General features: G+C 45.2%; 1 protein-coding gene. It reads left to right on the top strand.

Annotated features, from left to right (window positions below):
• Window positions 1-25266, top strand: coding sequence for a retention module-containing protein (locus tag IQO02_RS12115; protein WP_193838547.1), 25266 nt, complete (start codon window positions 1-3; stop codon window positions 25264-25266).
• The last annotated feature ends 26 nt before the right edge of the window (window positions 25267-25292 follow it).

The following is a 25292-nucleotide window of genomic DNA, read 5'->3' on the forward strand; positions in this document are numbered from 1 at the left end:
ATGGATATTGAAGTTTCGCGCCAGGCTGCAGTAGTTGAAGCTATGAGTGGTGATGTTGTCGTAGTTAAGCCTGACGGCAGTGCAAGAAAGGTTTCAGTTGGCGATACTATCCGTGCAAATGAGATCGTTATTACTTCGAACGGATCGGAAGTTCTATTAGGTGTTCAAAACGCTGCTATTCCAGTTGGCGAGAATTGTGTCGGTTGTGTTGATAATAATGTTGCGTGGGCAGAGGTACCAATTGCCGGTGAGGTTAATTTCGATTCAGAGCAAGCGGACGCCGGAACCTTTACCGACGATGACCTTGCTGCTATCCAAGACGCAATTTTAGGTGGTGCCGACCCAACTCAAATATTAGAGGCAACGGCGGCTGGTGGCGGGCTGGGTTCTGCAAATGCTGGCTTCGTGACCATAGATTACAACTATACGCAAACTCAACCGACAACTTTTTTTGAAACCACAGGGCTAGACGACGAAGTTACAGAAGAACCTCGCGAAGAGTTCCGATCGATAACCCGCTCATCTGGCGGTCAATCAATCAGTGGAGTGCTCACTGAAGGTTCCATTTCTGATAATACCTATCCCCAGTCTATTACATCTACAGAGACGATAATTGCCGGCAGTTTAGCGCTCGCACCTGATTCTTTTACCCCAGAAACGTTATCCCTCGCGTCACTACTTAGTGAACTTAATAGCGACATTACCTCAAGCGGTCAGCCCGTCACCTTCACGTATGACGCGGTGACCAATTCTATCGTTGGTGTGCAAGGTTCTGACGAAGTATTACGTATCGACATTGAAGCCGTCAGTGTTGGCAATAACATTGAGCTTTCTTTAATCACAACGATTTCTCAGCCGATTGATCACGTACCGTCTGTTGGCGGTGGCCAGGTTTCCTACACTGGCGACCAAATTGATATCGCCTTCGATATTCAAGGTGAAGACAGCGCTGGGAATCCGCTAGCAACACTCGTCAACGCACAAGTTTCAGTGTTTGATGGGATAGATCCGTCTGTTGAAAGTGTAAATATCACTAACGTTGAAACTAGCAGCACTGCAATCGAAGGAGCTTTCTCAAATATTGGTAGTGATAACCTTCAATCAGCCGTATTTGATGCAAGTGCACTGGAGCAGTTTGATGGGTTGCTCAGTGATAATCAAAACACGCTCGCCAGACTTTCTGATGATGGGACAACGATTACTCTGTCCATCCAAGGCCGAGGTGAGGTTGTTCTCACTATCTCGCTTGATACCGATGGCACCTATAAATTCGAGCAGTTTAAACCGATAGAGGAAGTTGGTAGTGATACTCTCTCGTTTGCTTTGCCGATAACCGTTACTGATTTTGACCAAGATGTCATACAGAATATTATCAACATTGCGATTACTGATGGCGACAGTCCCGTTATTACTAATATTGACAGTATTGATGTCGATGAGTCGGGAGTCGTTGGTGGCTCACAAGAGGGGACTGCGACAGTATCTGGAAGTGGTAGTGTTACTGCGGATATTTTTGACAGTGATATCATCGACCATTATGAGCTTGAGCCGACGGAGTTTAATACTGATGGTTCTTTAACTTCTAATGGCGAAGCCGTACTGCTCGAGCTTATTGATCAAACTAACGGTGTAAGAACTTACGAAGGCTATGTTGAGGTCAATGGTTCTAGAATTACAGTCTTTGACGTTAAAGTGGATAGCCCGTCATTGGGGAACTATGAATTCACTCTATACGAAGAGCTATCTCACCAAGGTGCTGAAGATGTGCTGCTAACCTTTGCATTGCCAATTTATGCCGTTGATGCGGATGGTGACCGCTCTGCACTGTCTGGAGGTTCGAACACCCCAGAAGCTGCTGAGATTCTCGTCAATGTTAAAGACGATGTCGTTGAACTCATTGATAAGGTTGAGTCAGTAACGGAACCCACTTTAGCGGGTGATACCATTGTTTCGTATAACCTGTTCAGTTTCGAAGGCGCAGATGGATCTACAATTCAATCGTTTAACTATGATGGTGTTGATTACTCGCTAGATCAAAGCCTGCTCCCCGATGCTACTCAAACTTTCAGTTTTACTGAGGGTGTGGTCACTATCTCGTTGAATGGTGATTTCAGTTTTGAAGTCGCTCGTGATATCGACCACTCAAGCAGCGAAACTATCGTCAAACAGTTTTCATTTTTAGCTGAAGATGGTGATGGCGATATTGATACATCATCACTTGAACTAAGCATTACCGATGGTCAGAACCCAGCCATAGATCTGATTCCACCTGTTACTTTATCTGAAACAGATGTTGCCGATGGTTCTGCACCAAGCGGAAGTGCAGTGAGCGCTACTGAAACGATTACCTTTACTGCAGGCAGTGATGATGTGGCGAGTTTCCGTATTGAACCAACCGAGTTCAATGTAGGTGGAGCTCTGACGTCCAATGGGTTTGCGGTTGAGATAAAAGAGGATTCTGCTAATCCGGGTACTTATATCGGTTTTATAACCGATGGTTCGAATACTGAAATCCCAGTGTTCGCCATTAGTTTCTCGACCACCACACTTGGTGAATACAGCTTTACTTTACTTGAAGCGTTAGACCATGTGGATGGTTTAGATAATAACGATCTGAGCTTCGAACTGCCTGTTTATGCGGTTGATAGTGATGGCGACGATTCACTGGTGTCTCAGCTTAATGTGACCATCGGTGATGATGTCCAAATAATGCAAGATGGCACATTAGATATCGTTGAACCAAATCTGGCTGATGGAACAATCACAACCAATACCATTGATGTGATGCCAAATCAGAGTGCCGATGGTGCGACGATCACTCAGTTCACTTATGACGGTGTTGTAAACACACTGGACCAAAGTATTTCAGGCGAACAGCAATTTAGCTTCACAGAGGGTGAACTGTTTATTACCCTTGAAGGTGAAGTACGTTTTGAGCCGAACCGCGATCTAGACCACTCGGCGAGCGAAGACATCGTGAAGTCGATTGTCGTAACTTCAAGTGACTTCGATAACGATCCGGTGACTTCAACCATTACGCTGACCATTACTGATGGTGACAATCCGATTATTAATACGGTGCCGAGCGTCTTACTTGAAGAAGCTGATTTAATTGATGGCTCATCGCCAAGTGGCAGCGCGGTAAGCTCCACTCAAACCATTACTTTTACCAATCAAAGTGATGATGTGGTTCGTTTCCGTATTGAGCCAACGGAATTTAATACTAACGATGATCTTAAATCGAACGGTCTAGCCGTTGAGTTACGTGAAGACCCGGTAGGGTCGGGTGACTATATTGGTTTTACGACCAGTGCCACAAACATAGAAACTACAGTATTCACATTAAGCTTTAATTCTGGGGCATTAGGCGAATACACGTTCACGCTCATCGAAGCGTTAGACCACCAAGATGCCCGTGGCAACAACGAGCTTAGCTTTGATTTACCTGTTTATGCGGTAGACAGTGATGGCGATGATTCACTGATGTCTTCGTTAAGTGTGACCATCGGCGATGATGTTCAAATTATGCAAGACGGTACGTTAGATATCGTTGAACCAAATCTTGCTGATGGCACGGTAACAACTAGCATTTTCGATGTGATGCCGAATCAAAGTGCTGATGGCGTAACGGTGACGCAATTTACTTATGACGGCCAGCTTCGAACGCTTGACCAAAATGACAATGGCGAACAACAGTTCAGCTTCACGGAAGGTGAGTTGTTTATCACGCTTCAAGGTGAAGTCCGTTTTGAGCCCAATCGCAATCTAAACCACACATTGAACGAAGACATCGTGAAATCAATCGTGGTGACGTCTAGCGATTCCGATAACGATGTGGTGACTTCCACAGTAACGCTGACCATTACCGATGGTGATATCCCAGCCATTGATAATGTGCCAACAGTGACTTTGTCGGAAACGAATCTGAGTGATGGCTCTGCACCAAGCGGCAGTGCGGTGAGCTCAACTCAAACTATTACTTACACCACTCAAAGCGATGATGTGACCAGCTTCCGTATTGAACCAACCGAATTCAATGTTGGTGGCGCTCTCACATCAAATGGATTGGCAGTCGAACTGAAAGCCGATCCAGCCACGCCGGGCGGCTACATCGGTTATGTTACTGATGGTTCGAACGTTGAAACCAACGTGTTCACGATTAGTTTCTCGGATACCAATTTAGGCCAGTATACCTTTACGTTGATTGAAGCGGTAGATCATGTAGATGGCCTTGCAAATAATGATCTGAGCTTTGATTTGCCGGTTTATGCAGTTGATAGCGATGGCGATGATTCACTGGTTTCTCAGTTAAATGTAACCATCGGTGATGATGTTCAAATCATGCAAGGTGGTACGTTAGATATCACGGAACCAAATATTGCAGACGGCACAATCACAACCAACACCATCGATGTGATGCCTGAGCAAAGCGCTGACGGCGCGACGATCACTCAGTTTACTTATGATGGTCAAGTTCGAACGCTGGATCAAACTGACAATGGTGAGCAGCAATTTAGCTTCTCAGAAGGTGAGTTGTTCATCACTCTTCAAGGTGACGTGCGCTTTGAGCCAAACCGTAATCTAGACCACACGGTTAACGAAGATATCGTCAAATCGATAGTGGTGACCTCAAGCGATTCAGACAATGACGTACTGACCTCCACAGTGACGCTGACCATCACCGATGGTGATATCCCAACCATTGATGCAGTGCCAAGCGTTACACTTTCGGAAACTAACTTAAGTGACGGCTCTGCGCCTAGCGGCAGTGCAGTAAGCCAAACTGAGACGATTACTTTCACTAATCAAAGTGATGATGTGGCGAGTTTCCGTATTGAGCCAACCGAGTTCAATGTAGGTGGAGCTCTGACGTCTAATGGCTTTGCGGTCGAGATAAAAGAAGACTCTGCTAACCCGGGTACTTACATCGGCTTTATTACCGATAGTTTGAACACTGAAGTTCCAGTTTTCACGATTGCCTTTTCTACGGGTACGTTAGGTGAATATACCTTTACCTTACTTGAAGCGCTAGACCATGTGGATGGTTTATATAATAACGATCTGAGCTTCGAACTGCCTGTTTATGCGGTTGATAGTGATGGCGACGATTCACTGGTGTCTCAGCTTAATGTGACCATCGGTGATGATGTCCAAATAATGCAAGATGGCACATTAGATATCGTTGAACCAAATCTGGCTGATGGAACAATCACAACCAATACCATTGATGTGATGCCAAATCAGAGTGCCGATGGTGCGACGATCACTCAGTTCACTTATGACGGTGTCGTAAACACACTGGACCAAAGTATTTCAGGCGAACAGCAGTTCAGCTTCACAGAGGGTGAACTGTTTATTACCCTTGAAGGTGAAGTGCGCTTTGAGCCGAACCGCGACCTAGACCATTCAGTTAGCGAAGACATCGTGAAGTCGATTGTCGTGACTTCAAGTGATTTTGATAATGATTCTCTGACATCAACCATAACCCTGACGATTACGGATGGTGATAACCCTACGATTGATGTTATTCCAAGCGTTACCCTCTCTGAAACGAATCTGACTGATGGCTCTGCGCCAAGTGGCAGCGCGGTAAGCTCCACTCAAACCATCACGTTCACCAACCAAAGTGATGATGTGGTTCGTTTCCGTATTGAGCTAACAGAGTTCAATACTAACGATGATCTTAAATCGAACGGTCTATCCGTTGAGTTACGTGAAGATCCGGCAGGGTCGGGTGACTATATTGGTTTTACGACCAGTGCCACAAACATAGAAACTACAGTATTCACATTAAGCTTTAATTCTGGGGCATTAGGCGAATACACGTTCACGCTCATCGAAGCATTAGACCACCAAGATGCCCGAGGCAATAACGACCTCAGCTTTGACCTACCTGTTTATGCGGTAGACAGTGACGGCGATGATTCACTGATGTCTCCGTTAAATGTCACTATCGGCGATGATGTTCAAATTATGCAAGACGGTACGTTAGATATCGTTGAACCAAATCTTGCTGATGGCACGGTAACAACTAGCATTTTCGATGTGATGCCAAATCAAAGCGCTGATGGCGCAACGGTGACGCAATTCACTTATGATGGTCAACTACGAACGCTGGACCAAAATGACACTGGCGAGCAGCAGTTTAGTTTCACAGAAGGTGAGTTGTTTATCACGCTTGAAGGTGAAGTGCGCTTTGAGCCTAATCGTAATCTAGACCACACGCTGAACGAAGACATCGTGAAATCGATCGTGGTGACGTCTAGCGATTCGGATAACGATGCGCTGACCTCAACAGTTACGCTGACCATTACCGATGGTGATATTCCAACCATTGATAATGTGCCAACAGTGAACTTGTCAGAAACGAATCTGAGTGATGGCTCTGCACCAAGCGGCAGCGCGGTGAGTTCAACTCAAACCATTACTTACACCACTCAAAGTGATGATGTGACCAGCTTCCGCATTGAACCAACCGAATTCAATGTTGGTGGTGCTCTAACATCAAATGGATTGGCGGTTGATCTGAAAGCCGATCCAACCACACCGGGCGGCTACATCGGTTATGTTACCGATGGCTCGAACGTTGAAACCAGCGTGTTCACGATTAGTTTCTCAGATACCAATTTAGGCCAATACACCTTCACCTTACTTGAAGCTTTAGACCATGTTGATGGCCTCACAAATAATGATTTGAGTTTCGACTTACCGGTTTACGCCGTCGATAGTGATGGCGATGATTCACTCGTGTCTCAGCTTAACGTCACGATTGGTGATGATGTTCAAATTATGCAGGGCGGTGTCTTAGATATCACGGAACCAAATCTTGCTGACGGCACAATCACAACCAACACCATTGATGTGATGCCAGAGCAAAGTGCCGATGGCGCGACGATCACTCAGTTTACTTACGACGGCGGGACGGTAATAACACTCGACCAAAATGACAATGGTGAGCAGCAATTTAGCTTCACGGAAGGTGAGTTGTTCATCACTATTGAAGGTGAGGTGCGCTTCGAACCCAATCGTAATTTAGATCACACGGTTAACGAAGACATCGTCAAATCGATAGTGGTGACCTCAAGCGATTCAGACAATGACGTACTGACCTCCACAGTGACGCTGACCATTACCGATGGTGATATCCCAACCATTGATGCAGTGCCTAGCGTTACTCTGTCTGAAACCAACCTTAGTGACGGCTCAGCACCAAGCGGCAGCGCAGTCAGTCAAACTGAGACCATCACCTTTATCAATCAAAGTGATGATGTAGCAAACTTCCGCATTGAGCCAACCGAGTTCAATGTCGGTGGAGCACTAAAATCGAACGGAGCTGCGGTCGAGATAAAAGAAGACTCTGCTAATCCCGGTACTTACATCGGTTTTATTACCGATGGTTCGAACGCTGAAGTTCCAGTGTTCAACATTAGTTTCTCTACGAGTACGTTAGGCGAATACACCTTTACCTTACTTGAAGCGTTAGACCATGCGGATGGTTTAGATAACAACGATCTTAGCTTCGACCTGCCTGTTTATGCTGTTGATACGGACGGTGACGATTCACTGGTATCCCAGCTTAATGTGACCATCGGTGATGATGTTCAGATCATGCAGGACGGTACGTTAGATATCACCGAGCCAAATCTGGCTGATGGAACAATCACAACCAATACCATTGATGTGATGCCAAACCAAAGTGCCGATGGTGCGACGATCACTCAGTTCACTTATGATGGTGCCGTAAACACACTGGATCAAAGTATTTCAGGCGAACAGCAGTTCAGCTTCACAGAAGGCGAACTGTATATCACCCTTGAAGGTGAAGTACGCTTTGAACCTAATCGCGATCTAGACCACTCAGTGAGCGAAGACATCGTGAAGTCGATTGTGGTGACTTCAAGTGACTTCGATAACGATTCTCTTACTTCAACCGTTACGCTGATCATTACTGATGGTGACAATCCGACTATTGATGCGGTGCCGAGCGTATCACTTGAAGAAGCTAATCTTGCTGATGGTTCCACGCCAACTGGCAGCGCGGTTAGCCAAACGGAAACCATCACTTTCACTAATCAAAGTGACGATGTTGAGAAATTCCGTTTAGAGCCAAGTGAATTTAATACCAACAACGCGCTCAAGTCCGATGGTTTAAACATTGAGATTCGAGAAGAACCAACAGGTTCAGGCAATTACATTGGTTTCACGACTGATATTTCGAATGTCGAAACCACAGTGTTTACACTCGATTTCAGCAGTACCACTTTGGGTGAGTACACCTTCACGCTTCTGGAAGCGATTGACCACACACCAATTCAAGGCAACAACGACCTAACATTTAACTTGCCAGTTTACGCGGTTGATAGCGATGGTGATGACTCTGTGATGTCGCCACTGGCTGTAACTATTACTGATGATATTCAAGTGATGGTTAATGACTCTCTCACTATTGAAGAGCCAACGGTTGCAGATTTGGCAGCAGGTACGCCGACTACGCCAATCGTTAATGTCCTTGATGAAGAAGGAGCTGATGGCACGACCATTACTCAGTTCACTTACGATGGTGGGGCGGTATTGACGCTTGACCAAAATGACACGGGTGAGCAAAAGTTTGTGGTTGCTGACGGGTCTTTGTATATCACTCTACAAGGCGATATTCGTTTCGAACCAAGTCGTAACCTCGATCATACTGGTGGCGATATCGTTAAGTCGATAGTCGTAACATCGAGTGATTCTGATAGCGATCTTGTGTCTTCAACGGTAACGCTAACCATTACCGATGGCGATATCCCAACGATTGACACTGTGCCAAGCGTTACGCTGTCAGAAACGAATCTGAGTGACGGATCTGCTCCGAATGCAAGTGCGGTAAGTTCCACTCAAACCATTACCTTTACTAACCAAAGTGATGATGTGACAAGTTTCCGTATTGAACCGACGGAGTTCAATATTGGTGGTGCTCTCACATCAAACGGATTGGCGGTTGAGTTGAAAGCCGACCCAACCACTCCGGGTGGCTACATCGGTTTTGTGACAACCGCTCCGAATGTTGAAACTAACGTGTTTACGATTAGCTTCTCGGATACCAATTTAGGTCAATACACCTTCACCTTGCTTGAAGCGTTGGATCATGTAGATGGCTTAGCGAAGAATGATCTGACTTTTGACCTTCCTGTTTACGCGGTTGATAGCGATGGTGATGATTCACTGGTGTCTCAACTGAATGTGACCATTGGTGATGATGTTCAAATCATGCAAGGTGGTACGTTAGATATCACTGAGCCAAACCTTGCAGACGGCACAATCACAACGAATACCATTGATGTGATGCCAGAACAAAGTGCCGATGGCGCGACAATCACCCAGTTTACGTATGACGGTCAAGTTCGAACTCTGGATCAAAATGACAATGGTGAGCAGCAATTTAGCTTCACAGAAGGTGAGTTGTTCATCACTCTTCAAGGTGACGTGCGCTTCGAACCAAACCGTAATCTAGACCACACGCTTAGCGAAGACATCGTGAAGTCGATTGTGGTGACTTCAAGCGATTTAGATAACGATGTGGTGACGTCAACGGTCACTCTGACTATTACTGATGGTGATATCCCAACCATTGATGCGGTGCCAAGCGTTACGCTTTCAGAAACCAATCTCGTTGATGGGTCTTTACCAAGCGGCAGTGCAGTAAGTCAGACTGAGACGATTACTTTCACGAACCAAAGTGATGATGTAGTGAGTTTCCGAATTGAACCAACCGAGTTCAATGCCGGTGGAGCACTAAAATCGAACGGATTTGCAGTTGAGATAAAAGAAGACTCTGCTAACCCGGGCACTTATATCGGTTTTATTATTGATGGCTCGAATACTGAAGTTCCTGTCTTCACTATTGGCTTCTCTACGACCACACTAGGTGAGTACACCTTTACTCTGCTTGAAACGTTAGACCATGTGGATGGTTTAGATAATAACGATCTGAGCTTTGAACTGCCTGTTTATGCGGTAGACAGTGATGGTGATGATTCTCTGGTATCTCAACTTAACGTGACCATTGGTGATGATGTCCAAATCATGCAAGACGGTACGTTAGATATTGTTGAACCAAATCTTGCAGACGGAACAATCACAACCAACACCATTGATGTGATGCCAAATCAGAGTGCCGATGGTGCGACGATCACTCAGTTTACTTATGACGGCGTCGTAAACACACTGGATCAAAGCATTTCAGGCGAGCAGCAGTTCAGTTTCACAGAAGGTGAGCTGTTTATCACTCTTGAAGGGGAAGTGCGCTTTGAGCCGAACCGCGACCTAGACCACTCAGTGAGTGAAGATATCGTGAAGTCGATTGTGGTGACTTCAAGTGATTTCGATAATGATCCGGTGACTTCAACCATTACGCTGACCATTACCGATGGTGATATTCCAACCATCGATGCAGTGCCAAGCGTTACGCTCTCAGAAACAAATTTAGCGGATGGTTCTGCGCCAAGTGGCAGTGCGGTTAGTCAAACGGAGACGATTACTTTCACCAACCAAAGTGATGATGTGGTTCGCTTCCGTTTAGAACCAACCGAGTTCAATACTAACGATGCACTTAAATCGAATGGTTTAGCGGTCGAACTGCGTGAAGATCCTCAAGGTTCTGGTCAGTACATCGGATTTACTACCAGTTCGTCTAACGTGGAGACGACAGTATTTACGTTGGACTTTAACTCCGGAACCTTAGGTGAATACACATTTACTTTAATCGAAGCTCTGGATCATCAAGATGCGCGTGGCAACAACGATTTAAGCTTTAATCTACCTGTGTATGCGGTTGATAGTGATGGCGATGATTCGTTAGTTTCTCAGCTTGGCGTGACCATTGGCGATGATGTTCAAATCATGCAAGACGGTAAGTTAGGTATCGTTGAACCAAATCTTGCTAATGGTACGGTAACAACCATTATTTTCGATGTAATGCCGAATCAAAGCGCTGATGGCGCAACAGTGACGCAATTCACTTATGATGGCCAGCTTCGAACGCTTGACCAAAATGAAAATGGTGAGCAGCAGTTTAGCTTTACGGAAGGTGAACTGTTCATCACGCTTCAAGGTGAAGTGCGCTTTGAGCCTAATCGCGATTTAGACCACAGGCTGAACGAAGACATCGTGAAATCTATCGTGGTGACGTCTAGCGATTCGGATAACGATGTGCTGACCTCAACGGTAACGCTAACCATTACTGATGGTGATATCCCAACCATTGACACAGTGCCAAGCGTTACGCTGTCAGAAACGAATCTGAGTGACGGCTCTGACCCGAATGCCAGTGCGGTGAGTTCAACTCAAACGATTGCCTTTACTAACCAAAGTGATGACGTGACGAGTTTCCGCATTGAACCGACTGAGTTTAATGTTGGTGGTGCTTTGACATCGAACGGATTGGCGGTTGAGTTGAAACCCGACCCAACCACATCGGGTGGCTATATCGGCTTTGTGACAACGGCTCCGAATGTTGAAACTAACGTATTCACGATTAGCTTCTCAGATACTAACTTAGGCCAATACACATTCACTTTGCTTGAAGCGTTGGATCATGTAGATGGCTTAGCGAAGAATGATCTGACTTTTGACCTTCCTGTTTACGCGATTGATAGCGATGGTGATGATTCACTGGTGTCTCAACTTAAAGTCACCATCGGTGATGATGTACAGGTCATGCAAGACCAAGCGCTTAATATTATTGAGCCAACGGTTGCTGATTTGGCTGCAGGTACTCCGACGACAGCTACTGTTGATGTGATGCCTGAACAAAGCGCCGATGGGGCGACAATTACTCAGTTTATATATGATAACGGAGCAGTAATAACGCTTGATCAAAACGATACGGGTGAACAGAAGTTTGTCTTTGCTGAAGGTTCACTGTTCATTACCTTGCAAGGTGAAGTGCGCTTCGAGCCAAATCGTAATCTAAACCACACCGCTAGCGAAAACATCGTGAAGTCGATAGTGGTGACTTCGGGCGATTCAGATAACGATGTAGTGACGTCAACAGTAACTTTGACCATTACTGATGGTGATATCCCAACCATTGATGCAGTGCCAAGCGTTACCTTGTCTGAAACCAACCTTGCAGATGGCTCAACTCCAAGCGGCAGTGCTGTCAGTCAAACTGAGACGATTACCTTCACGAATCAAAGCGATGATGTAACCAGTTTCCGTATTGAACCAACCGAGTTCAATGTCGGCGGTGCACTTAAATCGAATGGATTTGCGGTTGAGATAAAAGAAGACTCTGCGAATCCGGGCACTTACATAGGTTTTATTACCAATGGTTCGAACGCTGAAGTTCCAGTGTTCACCATTAGTTTCTCTACGAGTAGTTTGGGCGAATACACCTTTACTCTGCTTGAAGCGTTAGACCATGCGGATGGTTTGGATAACAACAATCTGAGCTTTGATCTACCTGTTTACGCTGTCGACAGTGATGGCGATGATTCTCTGGTATCTCAACTGAATGTGACCATTGGTGATGATGTCCAAATCATGCAAGACGGTACGTTAGATATCACTGAGCCAAATCTTGCAGACGGAACCATTACAACCAGCACCATTGATGTGATGCCAAACCAAAGTGCCGATGGTGCGACGATCACTCAGTTCACTTATGACGGTGCCGTAAACACACTTGATCAAAGCATCGTAGGTGAGCAGCAATTCAGTTTTACAGAAGGTGATTTGTTTATCACTCTGCAAGGCCAAGTGCGTTTTGAACCGAATCGCGACCTTGACCATTCAGTTAGCGAAGACATCGTGAAGTCGATAGTGGTTACTTCAAGTGATTTTGATAATGATCCGGTGACTTCAACCATTACACTGACCATTACAGATGGTGATATTCCAACCATCGATGCAGTTCCAAGCGTTACTCTCTCAGAAACAAATCTAGCGGATGGTTCGGCTCCAAACGCTGGTGCGATCAGCTCAACGCAAACTATTACTTTCACCAACCAAAGTGACGATGTGGTTCGCTTCCGAATTGAACCAACTGAGTTCAATACCAACGATGCGCTTAAATCGAATGGCTTAGCCGTTGAATTACGCGAAGATCCGCAAGGGTCGGGCAACTACATCGGATTTACTACCAGTTCGTCTAACGTGGAGACGACAGTATTTACGTTGGACTTTAACTCCGCAACATTAGGCGAATACACATTTACCTTAATCGAAGCTCTGGATCATCAAGATGCACGTGGCAACAACGATTTAAGCTTTAATCTGCCTGTGTATGCGGTTGATAGTGATGGCGATGACTCGCTAGTTTCTCAGCTTGGCGTGACTATTGGCGATGATGTGCAACTGATGCTGGGCGGTACAATAACCAGTCGCGAGCCTGCGAGTGCTGTTGAAACATCGAATACTCTAGACGTGATGCCAAGTCAAAGTGCCGACGGAGCAAAAATTACCTCATTTGTGTTCGATGGAAACACTGCAGAAAGTCTTGATTTAAATGTGAATGGTGAACAAGAGTTCGTGTTCACGGAAGGCTCGGTATTCATTACGACAGAGGGTGAAATACGTTTTGAACCTGTGCGTAATCAAAATCATGCAGGTGGTGATATTACTAAGTCTATTGAGGTAACGTCTGTTGACCTTGATGGCGATATTGTCACATCGAAAGTGACACTGAAGATTGTTGATGGTGACCTTCCTACTATCGACCTTGTTCCTGGAATTGCGTTATCTGAAGTGGATCTGGCCGATGGCTCTGTGCCAACCGGCAATCCAGTGACAATGACACAAAACATTACCTACATAGCGGGCAGTGACGACGTAAGCCATTTCAGAATTGACCCTACGCAGTTCAATACTTCAGGGGCTTTGAAATCGAATGGCCTTGATGTTCAGATAAAAGAGCAACCAGCAGATTCTGGTAATTACATTGGCTTCGTTAAAGACGGTTCTAACGTAGAAACCAACGTCTTCACGATCAGCTTCTCGACGAGCAATTTAGGGCAATACACGTTCACACTGCTTGAGGCATTAGATCATGTAGATGGATTACAAAACAATATACTAAGCTTCGATGTCCCTGTTTTGGCGGTTGATGCGGATGGTGATGATTCTGCAATATCGCCTATGACGGTTGCGATCACCGATGATGTACAAGGTGTTCAAGATGGTACTTTGAGTATCACTGAGCCTTCATTAGCTGATTTGGCATCGGGTACGCCACCTACGACGCCAATCATTGATGTTATGCCAACACAGAGTGCTGATAGCGCGAAAGTGACACAGTTTACTTACGATGGTGGCACAGCTGTTACGCTAGACCCAAGCATCTCCACAGAACAGGTCTTTACCGTAACCGATGGCTTATTGTATATCACCATTGAAGGGGAGGTTCGTTTTGAACCGAGCCGAGATCTTGACCATTCATCCGGCGATATTGTAAGAACGATTGTCGTCACCACCAGTGATTTTGATAACGATACAGATACTGCGGATGTCACGTTGACGATCAAAGACGGTATCGATCCCGTTATTAACGTGGTTCCAGATGTTTACTTATCGGAGGTCAACTTAGCGGATGGCTCGATGCCAAGTGGTTCTGCGGTCAGTTCGACTCACACAATCACTTATACCGAAGGAAGTGATGATTTTAGTCACTTTAGAGTTGCGACCAACGAATTCAATCCTGGCGATCTGCTGAAATCAAGTGGTCTTGTCGTTCAACTTACAGAAGATCCAGCTTCAGCAGGTGACTACATTGGTTATACCGATGATGGTATGGGTAACGTTACCGATGTATTCACAATTCGCTTTGATAGTGTCAACAAAGGTGAGTTTACTTTTACCTTGATTGAGGCGTTTGATCATCTTAATGGTGTACTGCATAACGATCTAACTTTCCGTCTGCCGGTTTATGCCGTTGATACCGATGATTCTGAATCAACGAAGCGCGATGTGGTGGTTACGATAGAAGATGACATCCAGCAAATGCAAGATGGCTTCTTAACCATTACCGAACCCAATTCTGGTACGCCTACAACGGCGACAGTCGATGTGATGCCAATACCAAGTGCAGACGGCGCGAATATTACGCAGTTCACGTACGACGGTGGTTCGCCAATTTCTCTAAATCAAAACAGCATTGGCGAACAAGAGTTTGTTTTCATTGAAGGTTCATTGTTTGTGACATTAGATGGTGATGTAAGGTTTGAGCCAAATCGAAACCTTGATCACTCTTCAGGGAACATTGTTAAGTCAATCGTGTTCACGTCTTCAGACTTTGATAACGATATCTTTTCGTCGACGGTTACGCTCACCATTGTTGATGGTGATGGACCAACAATCGACGTTGTGCCGGGTGTGGCATTGTCAGAAAGCTTACTTGCGGATGGTTCGACGCCTAGTGTAAATCCTGTGAGTATCACTCAAACCATTACTTCACTTGCAAGCAGTGATGATATTGCTGAAATAGTGGTGGAAGTAGGGCTATTCAATACTAACGGCGCGTTGAAGTCGGATGGTTTGTCACTGAGTTTACGTGAAGATCCTGCAAACTCTGGCGACTACATTGCCTTTACCACTGATGGAATGGGTGTGGAGAAAACCATATTCACTCTAGATTTTGATGACACGAACCCAAGCCAATATACGTTTACTTTGCTTGAACGTTTAGATCATGTTGATGGTTTAGGAAATAACGATCTGAGCTTTGATCTTTCTGTTTATGCAGAAGATACCGATGGTGATATTTCAGCGTCTAAACCGCTGACTGTTACCATCACCGATGATGTTCAGCTGCTGCAATCAGGTGCGCTCAACATCACAGAGCCAAGTACGGGAACACCAACTACAACAGTCTTTGATGTGATGCCTGCACAAAGTGCAGATGGCGCCACAATCACTAAGTTTGTGTATGACAATCAAGCTGAAAAAGCATTGGTACAAACGAATACTGGCGAGCAAGAGTTTGTATTAACTGAAGGGTCTTTGTTTATCAATCTTGAAGGAGATGTGCGTTTCGAGCCTAACAGAAATCTAGACCATTCTGGTGGTGATATAGTCAAGACCATTACGGTGACATCGGAAGACAAAGATGGCGATGTTGTTACTTCGACAGTAACGCTAACCATCGCGGATGGCGCGCCACCAACTATCAATACTTTACCAACCATCGCTTTAGCTGAAGCCAATTTGGTTGATGGCTCTTCACCGGGCTTACCTGTGAGCCAAACTGAAACCATTATTTTCACAGCAGGAAGTGATGATGTGAGCCACTTCCGTATTGATTCGGCTCAATTCAACACATCAGGCGATCTGAAAGCTGATGGCTTGGTGGTTCAGTTAAAAGAAGATCCTCTGAACAGCGATAATTATATTGGTTATGTTGAAAGCGGCGGTGTCCAAACGGATATTTTCACTATCACTTTTGATAGCTCGGTGCTTGGCCGATATACCTTCATATTGTTAGAAGAGTTAGATCATCTGCCGGTACAAGGTAATAACAACCAAATCTTCACCTTGCCAGTGATCGCAGTCGACAAAGACGACACTGATTCAGCGATGAAACCTCTTACGGTGACCATTACCGATGATGTACCAACCATTACTGACACCACTGTCGCGAGTACGTTTGTGGTTTATGAAGATGATTTAGGCACTCTGGCACAAGCAACGGGTTCGTTTGTAACCACACAAGGTGCAGATCAAGTCGAGGTTTACGAACTCCGTAATATAGCGACTCTAGAACCTACGCTTACCTCAAGTGGTGAAGCAATTTCGATTACTGAGATCTCTGGAGCAGCGAACACAACCACCTATCAAGGAACCACCACAAGTGGAACACCGATTTTTACTCTTGTTTTGGGTAACGATGGGTCATACACATTTACCTTACTTGGTCCTCTAGATCATGAGCCTAGCTCAGAGGCGAGAAATAAGCTGCCTATCTCCTTTAATGTAGTGGCTGTTGACAGTGATGGTGATGATTCTAATCAGTATGTATTGCCAATCGAGGTGATCGATGATGTGCCAGTGATGAGTCCGCCAACGGGTGAGACGGTTGTCGATGAAGATGATCTTGCTGGGATTGGTTCGGATCAATCCGAAGATACAATTATCAATGGGCTATTCACCGTTGATGAAGGCGCTGATGGTGTTGTTAAGTACGAATTGGTCGATGAAAACTTGGTGATTACAGGCTTAACTTCTGATGGAGAAAGCCTAGAGTGGCTGCCTGTTTCACAAAGCGGCACAACCTTCACTTATGTTGCACAGACTGTAACCAGCAATCAGCCTGTGTTTGAAATCATTTTTGATACCTCAAACAACAGCTATCAATTTGAGCTGTTTAAACCACTTAAGCACCCTGATGGCGCGAATGAAAACACCATAGAGCTTGATTTCTCTATCGTGGCTGAAGATTTTGACCAAGACCAATCAGACGCGATCGATCTGAAAATCACGGTCACGGATGATGTTCCATTAGTGACAACTCAGTCGATTACTCGTCTTGAAGGGCAGGGTTACAACAACTCTAAAGTCGACATGTTTGCTGATGCGACTGATGTGGGTTCTGATGGCGCAGTACTGAGCAAAATTGAGGCCTTTGACGGAAGTGGAATTGTTTTCCGAGCTGAGAACAGTGGGCCTTACAGTAGTGACTTCGATTTAAACATTGGCAGCCAACAGGTTCGCGTTTACGAGCAAACGGATGATGGTAATGGAGGCGTTGATACTCGACAGCTTGGTCGACTTCGTATTAACTCAAATGGCGAGGTTGAATTCAGAGCTAACGGTTATCTCGATCATGACGGTCTTGACACCATCGACTTCTCGATTAACGTGATTGCGACGGACGGCGATTTAGATACCTCTGAAACACCGTTAGATATCACGATTACAGATAGGGACTCTACAAGAATCGCGCTGAAAGTGACTACCTTCGAGGATGCGGGTAGAGATTTAACGATACCTTACGCAACGGGTGATGAACCGACTCTTGAGAACGTTCAAGATAACCAAAATGGTTTGCCTAATGCACCAGCTCAAGTTGCGCTGCAAGTTAGTCTGTATGACCAAGATAATGCTGAATCTATTGGGCAGTTGACGATTAAAAGCCCGAACGGAGGTGATAGTCACCAAGGTACTTTTTATTACTTTGATGGTGCTGATTACATTGAATTGGTACCTGAGTCAAATGGAAGCATTATATTTGGTTCTCCTGAACTTGAACAAAGCTTTGCTCCAAACCCGAGTGAACCAAGACAAACTATCGCGACGATAGACAACCTGTTCTTTGTTCCGGACCAACACGCTAGTTCGGATGAAACTGGTGGGCGAGTTCGTTATGAGCTTGAAATTGAGAAAAATGGCTCCACGGATCACACCATCAACTCAAACTTCAGAATCGAGATTGAAGCGGTGGCTGATATAGCGACTTGGGATGATTCCAACAGCACTTATCATTATCAAGTGAACGAAGATGAAGACAACGTTACTTTGCAGCTGAACGCAGAGTCGCAAGATAACAGTAATACTGAGACGATTACCTATGAACTTGAAGCTGTTCAAGGTGATGGGAAGTTCGAGCTGCTTGATAAGAACGGCAATGTGCTTACGCTGACGACGGATGGTGTATATGAAATAGCGGCAGAAGACATTAACAGCACCGTAGTTAACCCGATCGATAACTTCTCTGGTCAGATTGAATTCAAAGCAATAGCGGTTACAAAGGAAACACTGAACCCTTATGAAGATACCGCCAATGGCGGAGCAAATGATAAAACTCAAGCTCGTTCTGTAGAGCAAAACATCATTATTGATGTCACTGCTGACGCCGACCCAGGAAAATTCAGTGTGAGTCGTATCAAGATCAACGAAGACAATATCGATGACCCTGATTACATTGGCCCTTTGGACAACAAAGACGCATTCACGTTAGACGAAGTCATTACCATGACAGGGTCGGTGGACACAGATGGCTCTGAAGAACTGTTTGTCCGTATCAGTAATATCACAGAAGGCGCAGTGCTTTACTTTGTAGGTACAACCACGGTAGTTCCTACCGTTAATGGTACCAATTATCAAGAAATCGCATATTCCGATTTGGCTAATGTTGAGGTTGTTCCAACTAAACACAGTAATGTAGATTTCACCTTTGATGTTACCGGTGTAGTCAAAGATACTGCAAACCTGTCAACCAACCCTCAACAAGTTGATGAAGAAATTCTGGGTACTAAGACGGTCAACGTCGAGGTTAAAGGTGTTGCAGATGTTCCGTATGGTGGGACGAATGGTACCGATTGGACCTCAATTACAGATGGTACTGCAAGCGGCGTTCAAACTACGATTCAAGAGAGTCAAAACGGCGACAGCTTTGCAGAGCTTGATTTCACGGTGTTGTCTGGTGAACGTAAACCTGATGATCTCGCGGATTCTCCTTTAACAGGAGATGGGTCTGAAGCAATCACTGTAATCCTTTCGGGTATCCCTGACGGGGTCATCCTCGAAGATGGCGATGGTACAGTGATTGACCTTAATTTTGTTGGTTATGAAACCGGATCGGGCGGTAGCCCTGACCTATCCAAACCTATCTACGAAGCGAATATTACTGATGCGGGCAAAACGTCGGGCATTCGTATCAGACCTGTTGACTCATCAACTGAGAATATCCACATCCAAGGCAAAATAGTTGTGACCGAAAATGATGGTCATACACTGACATTTGATCAAGAGATTAGAGTGTTGGTTGAGCCAGTAATTGACACATCAACGAATTACGTTAATGCGACCAATGGTAATGAAGATTCAGTAATCAATATCGATTGGCATCCTGATGGAGCCGATTATATTGATTCCGATGAGCATTTTACCTCTATCATAATCTCAGGTATTCCATCGGGGGTAACTGCTGTCGTAAATGGTGATGTTACTGTTGTTGATGATGGCGCTGGTACGTTAACGATTACACCAAAAGATAGTAATCAAACACCTGAACAATTTACCCAAATTGCATTAGCGAATAACTTTATTCAAATGACACCCCCATCTGACTCGAGCGTTGATTTTACATTGACAACGGAAGTTGAGGTCGAGGAGCGTGATAATGAGTATGTGGACTCTTCTGATTCTGGTGAGGGTATCGCTACAGCGACGGTTATGGGGACGATCAATGTTGTCGTTAGGCCTGTAGTTGAGACTGACAATGGCACTACCAATAAACTCATCGTCGATGATGTTGCAGGAATTGGTGGTTTGATAAGTGTTGTTGCCGATCTTCTTACAGGTGTAATTAAGTTTACGACCAACAGCGATAACCCATCCGCTACGGATGAGTTTGTCATCCGATACCAAGAAACGGATGCTTCATCTGCGATTGAAGAAGTAGACCAATTGGTTATTGAATTAACAAACGTGAACGATTCGGCGTTATCAGATGATGTGCTAAATCAGTTACTTGTTATTGGTGCTGCATATGAAGGCAATGGTCGCTGGGTTGTGACGAATGAGGACTTATTTAGCATCAGTGCACCGAACGGTCTTAGTTTCCCGCTAACTACTAGTACTCCTGGCTTGTTCAATGAAATAAAGATGAACATCTTTAGTACCGTAATTGATCGCGGTGATGGCGTTGAGACAGAATCATCACCAGCAGTTGAACGAGAAGGTGATGTAGTCCTATCTTTCCCTCAAGTACTTATTGGTGGGAATGAGGTTGCTGCAGATATTACGATGACACCAGATAGCGTTGTCGATGCTATAGAAGACACACAGTTAGACCTAGGAGCTGCGCTAAATAACTTGATCACTTTCTCTGGAGAAGATGCTTCAAAAGACCAAGTCACCATTATCATTGATGACTCAGTTACTATTAATCCAGGAGGCACCTTCCCAATTAGTTTGTCGGGAAGCAGTGAAGTCGATTTCGTTAATGGAAAGTATGTCTTTGAGACGACAGTCGACCAGAACGTTTTAACGGACTTTTCTGGGCTGTTACTGAATCTACCAGCGGACTACTCTGGTGACTTTAAGTTACCACTAACCATTGTGACCAAAGATCTCCTTTCAGGTGATGAAAACACCTTGGTGACCGATGTGGTAATCAAAGTCGCACCAGATGTTGAAGGCAATCCAGACATCGATGTTACGGTGGTTGGTTCGCTCGACGATTCGTTTAATCCTGTCGATACCGATGGCCAAGCTGGACAAGATCCAGTTGGCTACGAAGATACCTATATCCAGCTTGATTTCAGCTCAACTATTACTGACCAAGTAAGTGGGGTTGAAGGCGGTGACGAAAAATTCACATCTATTACGCTGACTTTAGATGACACGAGTGTCGGTGCGTTTTATACCAGCGCGGGTGTATCTCTTGGCACAGCGTTGACCTTCGATGAATCGGAGATCAACGCGGGTGCTCTAGATAACGTCTTGTTCAGAGCTGCACCAAACTACCCGACGGGTAATGACGTTAATCAGATTCAAGTGAATGTCAGCGGGACAATTACCGACACGGCTACCTACAATGAGACAGCTTCTCCTGTTGGTAGCGCGACTGACACGGATACTTTCTCTACGACTGTAAACTTTGAAGTGGTTCCTGTCGTGGATGATGTTCTTGTTACAGGGCCGGGCAGTGACCCAGATGTTATCGAGATTACAGGTAACGAAGACCAGCTTATTTCCTTGTCAGGTACGGGGCCAGTATCGATCGCATTGACTGACCTTGATGGTTCAGAGCAGTTCGTTTCAATTAAGTTTACGGGTGTACCAGATGGCTTCTTAATGAGTGCAGACGCTGCCTCAACTTACACAGTGAAGAACAACGGTGGTGGTGAATGGAGCGTTCAACTGCCTCAAGCATCAGGACTGTCATTCGACCTCAGTGAGTTGTCAATTTTACCACCGAAAAATTTCAGTGGTACGGCCGAGTTTGGTGTGGAGGTCTTCACTCAAGAATCTTTGTTGGGTGTGCCTACTGCTGCAGAAAATTTGCCAAGCTTCAAGCTGCATGTGGTACCAGTTGGTGATGATGTTGATACCAACCCAACCGATTCTGTCACCGGGAATGAAGGCCAAAACATTGATATCGAAATCAATGCGACTATTTTGGACAAAGAATTGTCGGCTACAGGAAGCGGAACGTTTACTGAAAATGCACCTGAAACACTTCGAGTTGAAGTGGCGGGAGTGCCTCAAGATGCTTCTATTTTCTATCCAGACGGCACGACATTGGCTAGCTACGATCCGGTGACACAACTTTGGACATTGGATGTATCGGCGCAGTCGCTCGATAAGATCGTATTTAATTCGGGTGAACATAATAGCGATGCAGGCAATGCGCTTGGCATCAATGGACCATTGCAAATTACGGTTCGTTCTGTAGATACAGACGCTGACAACACCGAATACTTAGGCACGCCAACCAGCTTTGATGTTGATTTAGTGATTGATCCTATCAACGATCAACCGACGTTTGTGAATGTGACCAACATTGAAACCCCGGAAGATACTTCAATTGCCTTGAGTGATATATCTGGCTTCAAGATTGCCGACTCTGATGCGGTTTATGACGATCCAACTGCGATTTACACGTTAACGCTATCTGTAGACCAAGGTACATTGAACTTTGGAGGTTTTACTGGGGTAACATCAGTTCCAGTTTCGGGAAGTGCAATCACTCTTGAGGGGACATTAGGTGATATCAACAGTGCTTTAAACTCTGGAAGTGTTCAATTTGAGTTAGGTGCTGATGAAAACTACCTAAACCAAAATGGTGTCGCAACAGTGACGGCAACGGTTGATGATGGTGGCAACAATGGTCTGATTGACGCGGGTGACCCGAATACTGCTCAAACCAATCAAACCACGTTTACCATTAAGGTGACGGAAGTGAATGACGCTCCTGTTGCGACTGATGTTGATTTGGGTTCGATTATGGAAGACGGCCAAATCGTGATTGTTGAAAGTGACTTGATTGCAGCCAGTTCTGATCTAGAAAACCATAATCTCACGGTAACCGGTGTGACTCTGACTCAAGGGCAAGGTCAGCTAACACGCTTTGAAAATGCTGGTGGTGCTGATGACGCAGCGATTACGGGACCGTACTGGATATTCATTGCAGCCAATGATTTCAATGGCGATGTGAAGTTCAAATACGACATCATTGATGATGGCACAACCAACGGTGCGGATGATTTCTTAACTGATAATGCTGAAATTAGCCTTGTGGTTACTGAAGTTAATGATCAGCCGGTGGCATCGGATATTGATTTGGGCACCATGCTTGAAGAAGATCAGTTGATCATTAAAGAGCAAGACTTGATTTCCTCAACTACTGATCCGGAAAACGACACGATTACTGTGAACAGTTTGGTGCTCGATCAAGGTCAGGGCCAATTACAACGCTTTGAGAACGTCGGTGGTGCTGATGATGCTACGATCACTGGCCCATACTGGGTATTTACCGCAGCCAACGAATACAACGGTGATGTTAAGTTCACTTATACCGTTGAGGACGATGGTACAACCAACGGCGCTGATGATTTCTTAACAGATACAGGCGAAATCAGCGTAGTGGTAACAGCAGTGAATGATCAGCCGGTGGCAACGGATATCGACTTAGGAAACATTCTTGAAGAAGGTAAGTTGATCATCAAAGAGGAAGACTTAATTGCTGCGACGAGTGATCCGGAAAATGACACGATTACCGTGACTAATCTGGTAATCGATGAAGGCCAAGGTCAGTTACAGCGCTTTGAAAACGTGGGTGGTGCTGATGACGCTACGATCACTGGCCCATACTGGGTATTTGCTGCGGCTGATGAATACAACGGTAACGTTAAGTTCACTTATACCGTCGAAGATGATGGTACAACCAACGGCGTCAATGACTTCCTTATGGATACTGCGGAGATCACCGCGATTGTCGATGGAGTGAACGATACACCTGTTGTTAATGGTGACAGCGTCACTACGGTTGTTGACGAGGATGCTGGTCAGTTATTGAGTGGTATCAATGTCAGTGACCCTGATTATGTTGATACATTTTCTGATGATCTCATGACCGTCACGCTGGCTGTGGATTACGGTACACTGAATGTATCATTACCAGCTATGACAACAGTGGTGGTAAATGGCAACAACACAGGTTCGGTTATCTTAGTCGGTACTCTAAGCGATTTGAATGCGTTGATTGATACGCCAACCAGTCCAAATGGTGTTTATCTCGATGCGAGCCTTTCACCAATCAATATTATTGGCTTGGAGGTTACCGCTAAAGACAGTGGAAACCCTTCGGGTATCGCAATAGAAACTGTACCTGTGGTTTACAACATTGCTGTTACGCCAGTTGCGAATACGCCTACTTTATCAATTGATACTGCCTCTAACTACGTGAGAAACATTACCGCGAGTCAGTCAGTCAGTGCGAGTGGTATTCCTTTGGTTGGTATTATTGCAGCCTTAACTGACATTACGGAAGAGTTAACGTTGCATATCAGCGACGTACCTGCTGGTGCTCAAATCACCAGTGATGTAGGTATAGTGACTCTTGAGAATGGTGTTTGGGTAGCAACGGCTGATGCGATTGATAGTTTGAAAGTTGTAGGACTCTCTGAAACTCCGGGTGGTTATACACTTAAAGTTGAAGCTGTTTCTGAAGAGACAGACAATAATGACACTGCCACTTCGGCTTCAATAGACCTTAACTTGAACATTGTCTCTGACGCGATTGATATTAACTTGGCTGCGGAAACGGATGATGTGCAACTATTGGCTGGCGCTAACAATACCGACCTGACTGCCGGTTCTGGAAATGACAGACTGGAAGGTGGAACGGGAGATGATACGCTTGTTGGCGGCGAGGGCAACGATACCCTTCTTGGTGGTGATGGCAACGATACGCTTATTGGCGGCGGCGGTTCAGATATTTTAACCGGCGGTGACGGTATGGACTCGTTTGTATGGCTTAACATTGAAGACGGTGTTGAAGATACCATTACCGATTTCAGCCTATCTGAAGGAGACCAGATTGACCTGCGTGAAGTGTTACCTGAACTTAAGAACACATCTCCAGACATGACAGCGTTATTGCAACAGATAGACGCGAAAGTCGATGGGGATGATATTGAGCTTACGATCAATCCGGATGGTCTAGGTACTACGGAACAAGTGATTGTGGTTGAAGACCTTGCACCTCAGTTGACGCTAAGCAGCACCATGCCGTCAGATATTCTGGATGCGTTAGTTCAGCAGAATGTTATTACTCACGGTTAAAGCTAATTAGGTGAGCGACAGCTAGT

It is taken from the genome of Vibrio sp. OPT24 (genome assembly GCF_015163545.1).
GTDB classification, from domain to species: domain Bacteria; phylum Pseudomonadota; class Gammaproteobacteria; order Enterobacterales; family Vibrionaceae; genus Vibrio; species Vibrio cyclitrophicus.